Origin of the sequence: Pseudomonas sp. FH1, from assembly GCF_000510895.2 — a bacterium.
Classification (GTDB): domain Bacteria; phylum Pseudomonadota; class Gammaproteobacteria; order Pseudomonadales; family Pseudomonadaceae; genus Aquipseudomonas; species Aquipseudomonas azotoformans_A.
Window position 1 is genome coordinate 67,168 of sequence record NZ_AOHM01000008.1, and the last position, 11,468, is coordinate 78,635.

Sequence of the window (11,468 nt, forward strand, 5' to 3'; positions counted from 1 at the left end):
CTTGCTCCCGCTGGAGTGCGTAGCGCTCCCAAACTGATCATAGAGATATGTCTGGACTGTTTTGGGGCTGCTGCGCAGCCCAGCGGGAGCAAGCTCCCTCGCCACAAGAAGCTCGCTCCTACAGGGCAAGACACGAGGCACAGCATGCAAATCAAACTCGCCAACCCCCGTGGCTTCTGCGCCGGCGTGGACCGGGCGATCGAAATCGTCAACCGCGCCCTGGAAGTCTTCGGGCCGCCGATTTACGTGCGTCATGAAGTCGTCCACAACAAATTCGTGGTCGAAGACCTGCGCGCGCGTGGCGCCATCTTTGTCGAAGAGCTGGACCAGGTGCCGGACGACGTCATTGTCATCTTCAGCGCCCACGGTGTTTCCCAGGCTGTGCGTACCGAAGCGGCAGGCCGTGGCCTCAAAGTTTTTGATGCCACCTGCCCGCTGGTGACCAAGGTGCATATCGAAGTCGCGCGCTACAGCCGTGACGGTCGAGAGTGCATCCTGATCGGTCATGCCGGCCACCCGGAAGTCGAAGGCACCATGGGCCAGTACGACGCCAGCAATGGCGGGGCGATTTACCTGGTGGAGGACGAAAAAGACGTCGCCAACCTGCAGGTACACAACCCCGAGCGCCTGGCATTCGTGACCCAGACCACCCTGTCGATGGACGACACCAGCCGCGTGATCGACGCGCTGCGCAGCCGCTTCCCGGCCATTGGCGGGCCACGTAAGGATGACATCTGCTACGCCACTCAAAACCGACAGGACGCGGTCAAGCAATTGGCCGATGAATGCGATGTGGTTTTGGTCGTTGGCAGCCCCAACAGCTCCAACTCCAACCGCTTGCGTGAGTTGGCGGAACGTATGGCAACTCCGGCGTACCTGATCGACGGCGCCGAAGACATGCAGCGTAGCTGGTTCGATGGCGTCGAGCGTATCGGTATCACGGCGGGCGCTTCGGCCCCGGAAGTGCTGGTGCGCGGCGTTATCCAGCAACTGCATGCCTGGGGTGCCACCGGTGCCGACGAACTGGCTGGGCGCGAAGAGAACATCACCTTCTCTATGCCCAAGGAACTGCGGGTTCGCTCGCTGCTCTGAGTGCCTGTGTGCCGGAGTCACTCCGGCACAACGCCTGCTCGGCACGCTCGCTGCGCAGGCTGATGCGCCCGCTGGGCGCCAGTACCACCTGATACAGGCTCTGCGCTTGATCCATCTCGCATACATGCACAGTGCCCGCGCGAAAACCTCCCCCTGAAAACACCGGTTCGCCCAATCCGCTGAAGCGCACCTGGTTCTTGACCGGCCCATTGCCGACTATTGGCACACGACCGTTATCCTGATGCTCCCGCAGCACGGGGTTGTCGTCATCCAGGTAGCCGCGTCCGCTCACATCCACAATGACCCGCCAACCCTGGCTCCAGTCGTCTTCCCGTGCATGAATGACCACCGGTTGGTTACGGGCGATGGCTTCAGAGCGTGCGTAGCGCAGGCCTGCGGTCAAGGACTGTGCCGCGCTGTGTCGCTGCTGTGATTCCAGCAATCCCTTGAAATTCGGGGTTGCCAGGCTGGCCAGGATGCCGCTCACGATCAGTCCGAGCAGCAGTTCAATCAGGGTGAAACCTTGTTGGCGCATGTATCGTCCCTCCTTGGATTCAGGTGCAGTCCTAGGTATAGCGCCCCGTGCGTTACGCCGAATGATGGCCTTCATGTCCAAAGTATTTCCCTTTGTTCCGGGAGCAGCACGAGCGAAAAACCGGCGCTAGTCTTGGGCCGCACAGCAGATTTTTCCTGCTTTTTTCGGACCTCGACACGGATGACGACGGTAATGCTTGTCTGCCCCAACAGCGGTTTTCCTCAGGATTTTTCTCGACACCAAATCGGCATGACGCTGATCGAGGTGCTGGTTGCCGTGATGGTTCTCGCCATTGGCCTGCTGGGCGCGGCGGTGATCCAGCTCAATGCGCTCAAGTACACAGACAGTTCCCGAATGACCAGCCAGGCCAGTTTCATTGCCTACGACATGCTTGACCGAATCCGCGCCAATTCCGCTGTCGACTACTCCTGGGGCCGGGCCGAACGTGCGCCGGCCAGCAGCGCGTCTGCCAGCGTGCGCGACCTGGACTTGCATGATTTCGAGGCCAATATCCTCGGCTTCGCCGGGGCGAGCGCGAAAGGCTCGGTGTCGGTCAGTGCGGGTGAGGTGACTGTCAGCATCAGTTGGGACGATAGCCGGGGCACGAACAGGCCGGGGGCTCGGGAAACATTCACCCTGACCAGTCGCGTCAGCGATGAATCGAGGGGGGCGCAATGAGGCGTCGAGTTGGGGGATTCAGCCTGGTGGAATTGCTGCTGGCGTTGGCCATGGGCTTGGTATTGGTGCTGGGGGGGACCCAGGTGCTGATTGGTTCCAGAGCCACCCACGCCAGCCAGCAGGCTGCGATGTTGCTGCAGGATGACGCACGGTTCGTGCTGGGCAAGATGACCCAGGATATTCGCCAGGCGGGCATGTTTGGCTGTTTGGGCACGGCGTTTATCGACAATGCCCCGCCGGCCTTTGATCAGCCTGTCAGTTGGAAGATCGAGGCGGGGGCGAAGTCGCTGACGCTAGTCACGGCAGATGTTGGTAACGAGAATGGGAAGGCTGACTGGACCGTATTGTCCGACTGCACGGGCACCGCCCAGGCCTACGGCGGTAGTTCTCCTGTGCCTGCCCTCGGACAAATCCGCTTTGCGCTGCGCCAGATCACCTACACCTTCGAAGCCGGTCAATTGAAAGTCAGCACGCCTGCGGCCCCGGCCAAGGCGGTGCTGGTGGATAACGTGCAGGCTTTCGATATCAGCTTTGGCGTGGCTGCCAAACCCTCGTCGACGGAGGTGGCGCGTTACGACGCGAGCCCGGCGGACCTGGGCTTGATACGCAGCGTGCGCATCCTGATGACACTGCAAGACCCCGCCGGACGCGTGAAGGATCAAACCTACAGCGTCGTGGCGGCGCTGCGAAATCGTCTGGGGTAGCGCCGCCATGAAGCTTAAAGAGCCTATTCGCCTGCGGCAGGCCGGCATGGTGCTGCTGATCAGCCTGGTGTTGTTGCTGCTGTTGTCGCTGATCGGTTTGTCCTCCATGCAAGGCGCGGTCACCCAGCAAAAGGTCACCGCTAGCCTCTGGCACCGCAATCAGTCGCTGCAAAGCGCCGAGAGTGGCTTGCGACGCGGAGAGTCGAGCGTGCAGCGGTCATTTGCGACGCTGCTGCCGTGCCGGTCGATTGTCACCTGTGCACCGCCGGCCGCCGCCTATTCGGTGGTTGGGGCTGGGCTGGACCCTGTCTCGGGTGTCACTTGGGTTGCACTGAGCGGAGGTCTGTACGGCATTCAATCCCTGGGATCTGCGGTGGGGCTGGCGCATGTACCACCACAAACGGTGGCCGACGCATATCGTGTGACGGCCGTCGGGTTAAGCGGCCAATTGCGCACGGTGCTGGAGAGCGTCTATGCGCGGGTAGAAGAGGAGGGCGGCTCGCGTTTTCGGCGGGTGGCCTGGCGGCAACTTCAATAAGGAGCGTTGAAATGGGCATGGATAGCCAGGGCTTTACCCTGATCGAGTTACTGATCGCCGTGGTGATCATTGCGGTGCTGGCTGGGATTGCTTACCCCGGCTACACCGGCCATATGAAAAAGGTCTATCGCGCGGAAATCGTCGCGTTATTGACCGACCAGGCTCAGCACCTGGAGCGTTTTTATACGAAGGCCGGCACTTTTATTGATGCAAGCGGCGTCAGCGAGGGCAACGATCGCTATAGAATCACCGCTGCATTGAACCCTCAGGATTTCCAGTTGGTGGCTACGCCTGGCGTCGGCTCGGTGATGACCGGCGACCTTTGCGGCGACTTCAGCCTGACCAGCGCCGGTGCGCGGACCAATCCGGGCGCCGCCCCGGACATGTCGCGCAAGCTGTGCTGGGGGCAATGATGAGGGTGCTGGACGACTGGGCGCCAGGTGCGCGTGTTCCTATTTATCGGCTGGATCAAATGATGGCAGAGCAACAGCAGGTAGTGATTGTCGGTGGCGGGGTCATCGGTTTGTTGACGGCGTTCAACCTGGCGACCCAAGGGCAAGCCGTGGTGCTGCTGGAGCGCGCGGGGTTGGGACAGGAGTCCTCCTGGGCGGGCGGCGGTATTGTCTCGCCGCTGTATCCGTGGCGCTACAGCCCGGCTGTCACTGCACTCGCACATTGGTCACAGGACTTTTATCCACAGCTGGCGCAGCGCCTGTTCGCCCAGACGGGGGTTGATCCAGAGGTGCATACCACCGGCCTTTACTGGCTGGACCTGGACGACGAAGCCGAAGCCCTGGCCTGGGCTGCGCGAGAAGGACGCCCCTTGAGCAAAGTGGATGTCTCGGCTGCCCATGATGCCGTCCCAGTGCTGGGCGGCGGGTACTCCAGCGCGATCTACATGGCTGACGTCGCCAATGTGCGCAATCCGCGCCTGGTCAAATCCCTCAAGGCGGCGCTGCTGGCGTTGCCCGGCGTGACCGTTCACGAGCAATCTGAAGTGACAGGGTTTGTTCTGGATGCGGGCAATGTCGTGGGGGTGAACACCGCCAATGGGCCGATCTTCGGCGATCAGGTCGTATTGGCGGCTGGCGCCTGGAGCGGTGAATTGCTGGGTACGTTGGGCCTGTCGCTGCCGGTCGAGCCGGTCAAGGGCCAGATGATCCTGTACAAATGCGCTTCGGATTTCCTGTCGAGCATGGTCCTGGCCAAGGGGCGTTATGCGATCCCGCGGCGTGACGGGCACATCTTGATCGGCAGTACCCTGGAGCATGAAGGTTTCGACAAGACCCCCACCGAAACAGCGCTGCAAAGCCTCAAGGCATCCGCGGTGGAGTTGATTCCCGCCCTGGCGGGCGCCGAGGTGGTTGGGCACTGGGCCGGATTGCGCCCCGGTTCGCCGGAAGGCATTCCTTACATCGGCCCAGTGCCGGGCTTCAGCGGCTTGTGGCTCAACTGCGGGCATTACCGCAATGGCCTGGTGCTGGCGCCGGCGTCCTGCCGGTTGTTTACCGACCTGCTGCTGGCGCGTACGCCGATCATCGACCCCGCGCCTTATGCGCCCGAAGGTCGGATCAACGCTGGATAGACTTCGGTCCTTGTTCCAGATGCGCCTGGGTGCAATACCACTCCTGGCGCGAGCTCAAGGCGCGATCCTGTGGCAGGTGCACGCCGCAGTGGGCGCAGCGCACCATCAAGGCTGCGTCAGGCTCGCTGGCGCGATGCTGCTTGGCGGCCGGGCTTTTGAATTTGCGCCAGAACCATACTGCGGCGGCAATGACGGCAATCCAGAACAATAGACGGAGCATGATGGGCAGTTTCTCGACAAGGAATGCGCCAGTTTAGCCAAGGACGTGCCAGGCGCACAGCGCAATAAATATCACCCACAAAAAAGGAGCCTCGAAAGGCTCCTTCTTGATGACGCTGGGTGCTATCAGTCAAACACACCGAAGGTCATGTAGCTGAACCACGAACGATCCTGGTTGTTGCCCAGGGCCTCAGGCTCTTCTTCGTTGATCACGTCGCCGTTCTCGTCATGCGGCTTGAGCTCCGAAGGAATGGCGTCCTTGGCGTCCTGGTACTGCTTGATCACGTCCTGGTTGGCACGAGTTTCGCCAGGCGGCAGCGGTGGACGGGACTCGATCAGGCCCAGGGTGTACTTGCTCAGCCACGAACGGTTGTCGGCTTCAGCAACCTGAGGCACGAACTGGCCGTCTTTCAGGCTTGGGTGATCCGGGTAGTTGAGCTTCAGGGTTTCCAGGCTGGTGCTGGCCAGCTCGTCCAGGTGCAGACGCTGGTAAGCCTCGGTCATCACGGCCAGGCCGTCACCCACCGAAGGGGTTTCCTGGAAGTTCTCTACGACATAACGACCACGGTTGGCGGCGGCTACGTAGGCCTGACGGGTCAGGTAGTAGTGGGCCACGTGGATCTCGTAGGAAGCCAGCAGGTTGCGCAGGTAGATCATGCGCTGCTTGGCGTCCGGCGCGTAGCGGCTGTTGGGGTAGCGGCTGGTCAGCTGGGCGAACTCGTTGTAGGAGTCGCGGGCAGCGCCCGGGTCACGCTTGGTCATGTCCAGCGGCAGGAAGCGCGCCAGCAGGCCGACGTCCTGGTCGAACGAGGTCAGGCCCTTCATGTAGTAGGCGTAGTCGACGTTCGGGTGCTGCGGATGCAGGCGGATGAAACGCTCGGCGGCGGACTTGGCAGCTTCCGGCTCGGCGTTCTTGTAGTTGGCGTAGATCAGCTCGAGCTGGGCCTGGTCGGCGTAGCGCCCGAACGGATAGCGCGACTCCAGTGCCTTCAGCTTCGCTGTGGCGCTGGTGAAGCTATTATTGTCCAAGTCTTTCTGAGCCAGTTGGTACAACTCGACTTCGCTCAGGTTTTCGTCGACGACTTCCTTTGTTGACGAGCAAGCAGCAGTCATGGCGAGGATGGCGATCAGCAGCAGGTGTTTCACTTGCATGGCGGCTTGCGTCCCTATGACGGCCGCTGTCTTGGGCGGGGCCGTCCTGTTATGATGAGCGCCCCGTTGAAAGCCTCGGGGCAAAAGACGCCGTATTTAACCACAAGCGCGCAGCCGAAACCAAAGGCTGTGCCACGCCTAGTCTGAGCATGTCCGATAAAATTGAACTTCGCGCAGAGGTGCCGTCCGAATTGGGCGGCCAACGCCTCGATCAAGTCGCCGCACAATTATTCGCTGAGCACTCGCGCTCGCGCCTTTCCGCCTGGATCAAAGACGGCCGCCTGACTGTGGATGGAGCGGTTATCCGCCCGCGAGACATAGTCCATGGCGGTGCGATTCTTGAGCTGACTGCCGAGCAGGAAGCCCAGGGAGAATGGGTCGCCCAGGACATCGAGCTGGATATCGTCTATGAAGACGACGACATCCTGGTCATCAACAAACCCGCAGGCCTGGTGGTTCACCCGGCAGCCGGGCACGCTGATGGCACCTTGCTCAATGCCCTGCTGCACCACGTGCCGGACATCATCAATGTCCCGCGCTGCGGCATCGTGCACCGTCTGGACAAGGACACCACCGGCTTGATGGTGGTGGCCAAGACCATTCAGGCGCAGACGCAGTTGGTCACACAATTGCAAAGCCGCAGCGTCAGCCGGATCTACGAGTGCATCGTGATCGGCGTGGTGGTGGCGGGTGGCAAGATCAACGCTCCCATCGGTCGCCACGGCCAGCAGCGCCAACGTATGGCGGTGATGGAAGGCGGCAAGCAGGCCGTCAGCCACTACCGTGTGCTGGAGCGTTTCCGTTCCCACACCCACGTGCGGGTCAAGCTGGAAACCGGTCGTACGCACCAGATTCGCGTGCACATGGCGCACATCAACTTCCCGTTGGTCGGCGATCCGGCCTACGGTGGTCGTTTCCGTATTCCGCCTGCGGCCAGCCAGACCATGGTTGAATCGTTGAAAACCTTCCCACGCCAGGCACTGCATGCGCGCTTCCTGGAACTGGACCATCCGACGAGTGGTAAGCGGATGAGCTGGGAATCGCCTCTGCCGGACGATCTGGTCTGGTTGTTGTCGCTGCTCAAGCAGGATCGCGAGGCGTTTATCGGATGAGTGACTGGCTGATTCCTGACTGGCCTGCGCCGGCTCAGGTGAAAGCCTGCGTCACCACCCGTGCGGGCGGCGTCAGCCTGGCGCCGTTCGACAGCCTCAATCTGGGCGATCACGTCGAGGACAGCCTGGAGGCTGTCCTTGAGAATCGCCGTCGTTTAAGTGATGCCTTTGATATCCAGCCGGCCTGGCTGCGTCAGGTTCATGGTGTGACTGTGGTCGAAGCTGACCCAGGCCGCACCGCTGAAGCTGATGGCAGTTGGACCAGCACCCCTGGCATCGCTTGCACCTCAATGACTGCCGACTGCCTGCCCGCACTGTTCTGCAACCGTGCTGGCACTCGCGTCGCCGCAGCCCATGCTGGTTGGCGAGGCCTGGCGGCGGGCGTGTTGGAAGCGGCATTCGAAAGCCTGGATGTCGAACCCGACGAAGTGCTGGTCTGGCTCGGCCCGGCGATTGGTCCGCAAGCCTTTGAAGTCGGCCCGGAAGTGCGTGAAGCCTTCATGCAGCAACAGCCGATCAGCGCTGAAGCCTTTGTGCCCAGCCGCAATCCCGGCAAGTTCATGGCCGACATCTATCAGCTGGCCCGTTTGCGTCTGGCTGCACGGGGTGTCACTGCTGTTTATGGTGGCGGATTCTGCACCGTGACCGACCCGCACTTCTTTTCTTATCGCCGTAGCCCACGCACCGGTCGGTTTGCCTCCCTTATCTGGCTGGAACGCTAGACTCCTCTGATCTGCGTCAACTGTCCGAAGCTTGAAACTCCCAGAATCCACCCCATCTATAAGGGTATCTGGCAGGTTTCTTCATTCAGGAATGTTTTATAGCTCCGGCCTGCTCAAAAGGAAGGTGACTAATGCGTATAGATCGTTTAACCAGCAAATTGCAGTTGGCGTTATCTGACTCTCAATCCCTGGCGGTGGGCCTCGACCACCCAGCCATTGAGCCTGCACACTTGATGCAGGCGCTCCTGGAGCAGCAAGGTGGTTCTATCAAGCCCTTGCTGATGCAGGTGGGCTTCGACGTCAACAGCCTACGCAAGGAGTTGAGCAAAGAGCTCGACCAACTGCCGAAAATCCAAAATCCGACTGGCGACGTGAATATGTCCCAGGACCTGGCGCGCCTGCTTAACCAGGCAGACCGTCTGGCCCAGCAGAAGGGCGACCAGTTCATCTCCAGCGAACTGGTGCTGCTCGCCGCCATGGACGAGAACAGCAAGCTCGGCAAGTTGTTGCTGGGCCAGGGCGTGAGCAAGAAAGCCCTGGAAAACGCCATCAACAACCTGCGCGGCGGCGACGCGGTGAACGACCCCAACCATGAGGAGTCGCGCCAAGCCCTGGATAAATACACCGTCGACCTGACCAAGCGCGCCGAAGAAGGCAAGCTTGACCCGGTGATCGGCCGTGACGATGAAATCCGTCGCACCATCCAGGTCCTGCAACGTCGCACCAAGAACAACCCGGTGCTGATCGGTGAGCCTGGCGTGGGTAAAACCGCGATTGCCGAGGGCCTGGCCCAGCGCATCATCAATGGTGAAGTGCCGGACGGCCTCAAAGGCAAGCGCCTGCTGTCCCTGGACATGGGGTCGCTGATTGCCGGTGCCAAGTTCCGTGGCGAGTTCGAAGAGCGCCTGAAATCCCTGCTCAATGAACTGTCGAAGCAGGAAGGGCAGATCATTCTGTTTATCGACGAACTGCACACCATGGTCGGCGCCGGTAAAGGCGAAGGCTCCATGGATGCGGGCAACATGCTCAAGCCAGCCTTGGCCCGGGGCGAGTTGCATTGTGTCGGTGCCACGACGCTCAACGAATATCGCCAGTACATTGAAAAGGATGCGGCCCTTGAGCGTCGCTTCCAGAAAGTACTGGTGGAAGAACCGAGCGAAGAGGACACCATCGCGATCCTGCGTGGCCTGAAAGAGCGTTATGAGGTCCACCATAAGGTGGCAATCACCGACGGCGCGATCATTGCGGCGGCCAAATTGAGCCATCGCTACATCACTGACCGTCAGTTGCCCGACAAGGCCATCGACTTGATCGACGAAGCGGCCAGCCGCATCCGCATGGAGATCGATTCCAAGCCGGAAGTGCTCGATCGCCTGGATCGGCGCCTGATTCAACTGAAAGTTGAGTCCCAGGCCCTGAAGAAAGAAGAAGACGACGCGGCGAAGAAACGCCTGGAAAAACTTCAGGAAGAAATCGTCCGTCTGGAACGTGAGTATTCGGACCTGGAAGAAATCTGGACTTCGGAAAAAGCCGAAGTGCAAGGTTCTGCGCAGATCCAGCAAAAGATCGAGCAGTCCCGCCAGGAGCTGGAAGCCGCGCGCCGTAAAGGTGACCTGAACCGCATGGCCGAGTTGCAGTACGGGGTGATCCCGGACCTGGAGCGCAGCCTGCAGATGGTCGACCAGCACGGCAAGCCTGAGAACCAGTTGCTGCGCAGCAAGGTGACCGAGGAAGAAATCGCCGAAGTCGTCTCGAAGTGGACCGGCATTCCAGTGTCGAAAATGCTCGAAGGCGAGCGCGACAAGCTGCTGAAGATGGAAAGCCTGTTGCACCAGCGCGTGATCGGTCAGGAAGAGGCCGTGGTGGCAGTGTCCAACGCGGTACGGCGTTCGCGGGCCGGTTTGTCCGACCCGAACCGTCCGAGCGGCTCGTTCATGTTCCTCGGCCCGACCGGCGTGGGTAAGACCGAGCTGTGCAAGGCCTTGGCCGAGTTCCTCTTTGATACTGAAGAGGCCATGGTGCGGATCGATATGTCCGAATTCATGGAGAAACACTCGGTGGCTCGCTTGATCGGCGCACCACCAGGCTATGTAGGCTACGAAGAGGGTGGTTACCTGACCGAAGCCGTGCGGCGCAAGCCTTACTCGGTGATCCTGCTGGATGAGGTCGAGAAGGCGCACCCGGATGTGTTCAACATCCTGCTGCAGGTGCTGGAAGATGGCCGTCTGACGGACAGCCACGGGCGTACCGTGGACTTCCGCAACACGGTGATCGTGATGACCTCCAACCTGGGCTCGGCACAGATCCAGGAGTTGGTGGGTGATCGTGAAGGCCAGCGTGCTGCCGTGATGGATGCGCTGACCAGTCACTTCCGTCCGGAGTTCATCAACCGGGTCGACGAAGTGGTGATCTTCGAGCCTCTGGCACGGGATCAGATCGCGGGCATCACTGAGATCCAGTTGGGCCGCCTGCGTAGTCGCCTGGCAGAGCGCGAGCTGGACCTGGTATTGAGCAGCGAGGCGTTGGACAAGCTGATCGCGGTCGGTTACGACCCGGTGTATGGCGCACGGCCTTTGAAGCGTGCGATTCAGCGCTGGATCGAGAACCCGCTGGCCCAGCTGATCCTGTCCGGCAGCTTCATGCCTGGCACCAGCGTCGAGGCGACGGTGGAAAACGACGAAATCGTCTTCCACTGATCCCAGTCTGTTGGGTAATAAGAGAAGGCCCCGCATTGCGGGGCCTTTTTTTTTCGATAGGGCGTTGAACTGTAAGGCAAAGGCTTGTAAAGTGCGCCCCGCAGCAACGTCAGCCCACGGGTTTCTTCTCCCCAAGAAGAAATCAGAAACAAGCGCAAATCATTGTCTTAAAAGCAATTTAAAGGGTTGACAGGGGTTTTTAAGATTGTAGAATAGCGCGCCTCAGAGACATGAACGTAGCGATACGAACAAGTCGAAGAGAAGGTAGTCAGCAACAACGTAGTACTTTGAAATATGTAGTTCCGTGATAGCTCAGTCGGTAGAGCAAATGACTGTTAATCATTGGGTCCCAGGTTCGAGTCCTGGTCACGGAGCCAATTTCAATATCGGGGTATAGCGCAGTCCGGTAGCGCGCCTGCTTTGGGAGCAGGATGT

At 60.5% G+C, this 11,468-nt stretch carries 12 protein-coding genes and 1 tRNA gene; 10 read left to right on the top strand and 3 right to left on the bottom strand.

Translation table 11 applies throughout. The features are described from left to right. Window positions 1–144: 144 nt before the first annotated feature. The gene (gene ispH / locus H096_RS04405) at window positions 145–1,092 is read left to right on the top strand and encodes a 4-hydroxy-3-methylbut-2-enyl diphosphate reductase (protein ID WP_025856583.1); all 948 of its coding nucleotides are present in this window, start codon (window positions 145–147) and stop codon (window positions 1,090–1,092) included. Here the strand turns inward: ispH and H096_RS04410 are convergent. Next, window positions 1,055–1,627, bottom strand: a complete 573-nt coding sequence (locus H096_RS04410; protein ID WP_033896994.1) for a GspH/FimT family pseudopilin — start codon at window positions 1,625–1,627, stop codon at window positions 1,055–1,057. The two genes, ispH and H096_RS04410, sit on opposite strands and share 38 nt — an antisense overlap. A gap of 192 nt (window positions 1,628–1,819) precedes the next feature. Between H096_RS04410 and pilV the strand changes: the two genes are divergently transcribed. The 5 genes from pilV (at window position 1,820) to thiO (ending at window position 5,132) form a co-directional block, all read left to right on the top strand. After that, entirely contained in the window at window positions 1,820–2,305 is a 486-nt protein-coding gene (gene pilV, locus H096_RS04415) for a type IV pilus modification protein PilV (protein WP_033896995.1), read from the top strand. Next, window positions 2,302–3,009, top strand: a complete 708-nt coding sequence (locus H096_RS04420; RefSeq protein WP_033896996.1) for a prepilin-type N-terminal cleavage/methylation domain-containing protein — start codon at window positions 2,302–2,304, stop codon at window positions 3,007–3,009. The genes pilV and H096_RS04420 overlap by 4 nt, the downstream gene beginning before the upstream one ends. Before the next feature lie 7 nt (window positions 3,010–3,016). Beyond that, a complete protein-coding gene (locus tag H096_RS04425) occupies window positions 3,017–3,547 on the top strand; it encodes a PilX N-terminal domain-containing pilus assembly protein (RefSeq protein WP_033896997.1) in 531 nt (176 codons plus the stop codon). A gap of 11 nt (window positions 3,548–3,558) precedes the next feature. Then, the gene (locus tag H096_RS04430) at window positions 3,559–3,960 is read left to right on the top strand and encodes a type IV pilin protein (RefSeq protein ID WP_033896998.1); all 402 of its coding nucleotides are present in this window, start codon (window positions 3,559–3,561) and stop codon (window positions 3,958–3,960) included. A gap of 62 nt (window positions 3,961–4,022) precedes the next feature. Beyond that, window positions 4,023–5,132 carry a glycine oxidase ThiO gene (gene thiO / locus H096_RS04435; RefSeq protein WP_033897007.1) on the top strand — a complete coding sequence of 370 codons (1,110 nt, stop codon included), beginning with the start codon at window positions 4,023–4,025 and terminating at the stop codon, window positions 5,130–5,132. Here thiO and H096_RS04440 read toward each other — a convergent pair. Then, complete coding sequence (locus H096_RS04440; RefSeq protein ID WP_033896999.1) at window positions 5,119–5,352, bottom strand: PP0621 family protein; 234 nt, start codon at window positions 5,350–5,352, stop codon at window positions 5,119–5,121. The genes thiO and H096_RS04440 overlap by 14 nt on opposite strands. Window positions 5,353–5,477: 125 nt before the next feature. Next, complete coding sequence (locus H096_RS04445; protein WP_033897000.1) at window positions 5,478–6,503, bottom strand: outer membrane protein assembly factor BamD; 1,026 nt, start codon at window positions 6,501–6,503, stop codon at window positions 5,478–5,480. A gap of 149 nt (window positions 6,504–6,652) precedes the next feature. On the opposite strand from H096_RS04445, the gene rluD reads away from it, so the two are divergent. The 4 genes from rluD (at window position 6,653) to H096_RS04465 (ending at window position 11,410) form a co-directional block, all read left to right on the top strand. Then, the gene (rluD, locus tag H096_RS04450; RefSeq protein WP_016976299.1) at window positions 6,653–7,615 is read left to right on the top strand and encodes a 23S rRNA pseudouridine(1911/1915/1917) synthase RluD; all 963 of its coding nucleotides are present in this window, start codon (window positions 6,653–6,655) and stop codon (window positions 7,613–7,615) included. Further along, on the top strand, window positions 7,612–8,337 hold the full coding sequence (gene pgeF / locus H096_RS04455; RefSeq protein WP_033897002.1) for a peptidoglycan editing factor PgeF: 726 nt from the start codon (window positions 7,612–7,614) through the stop codon (window positions 8,335–8,337). The genes rluD and pgeF overlap by 4 nt, the downstream gene beginning before the upstream one ends. Before the next feature lie 131 nt (window positions 8,338–8,468). Further along, a complete protein-coding gene (clpB, locus tag H096_RS04460) occupies window positions 8,469–11,033 on the top strand; it encodes an ATP-dependent chaperone ClpB (protein ID WP_033897004.1) in 2,565 nt (854 codons plus the stop codon). Between the two features lie 301 nt (window positions 11,034–11,334). Then, window positions 11,335–11,410: transfer RNA gene (locus H096_RS04465), tRNA-Asn, on the top strand. Window positions 11,411–11,468 lie beyond the last annotated feature (58 nt).

Excerpts from the sequence above, each read along its gene's own strand:
- ispH (WP_025856583.1), top strand. The coding sequence starts at position 145 with ATGCAAATCAAACTCGCCAACCCCCGTGGCTTCTGCGCCGGCGTGGAC.
- H096_RS04410 (WP_033896994.1), bottom strand. The coding sequence starts at position 1,627 with ATGCGCCAACAAGGTTTCACCCTGATTGAACTGCTGCTCGGACTGATC.
- pilV (WP_033896995.1), top strand. The coding sequence starts at position 1,820 with ATGCTTGTCTGCCCCAACAGCGGTTTTCCTCAGGATTTTTCTCGACAC.
- H096_RS04420 (WP_033896996.1), top strand. The coding sequence starts at position 2,302 with ATGAGGCGTCGAGTTGGGGGATTCAGCCTGGTGGAATTGCTGCTGGCG.
- H096_RS04425 (WP_033896997.1), top strand. The coding sequence starts at position 3,017 with ATGAAGCTTAAAGAGCCTATTCGCCTGCGGCAGGCCGGCATGGTGCTG.
- H096_RS04430 (WP_033896998.1), top strand. The coding sequence starts at position 3,559 with ATGGGCATGGATAGCCAGGGCTTTACCCTGATCGAGTTACTGATCGCC.
- thiO (WP_033897007.1), top strand. The coding sequence starts at position 4,023 with ATGGCAGAGCAACAGCAGGTAGTGATTGTCGGTGGCGGGGTCATCGGT.
- H096_RS04440 (WP_033896999.1), bottom strand. The coding sequence starts at position 5,352 with ATGCTCCGTCTATTGTTCTGGATTGCCGTCATTGCCGCCGCAGTATGG.
- H096_RS04445 (WP_033897000.1), bottom strand. The coding sequence starts at position 6,503 with ATGCAAGTGAAACACCTGCTGCTGATCGCCATCCTCGCCATGACTGCT.
- rluD (WP_016976299.1), top strand. The coding sequence starts at position 6,653 with ATGTCCGATAAAATTGAACTTCGCGCAGAGGTGCCGTCCGAATTGGGC.
- pgeF (WP_033897002.1), top strand. The coding sequence starts at position 7,612 with ATGAGTGACTGGCTGATTCCTGACTGGCCTGCGCCGGCTCAGGTGAAA.
- clpB (WP_033897004.1), top strand. The coding sequence starts at position 8,469 with ATGCGTATAGATCGTTTAACCAGCAAATTGCAGTTGGCGTTATCTGAC.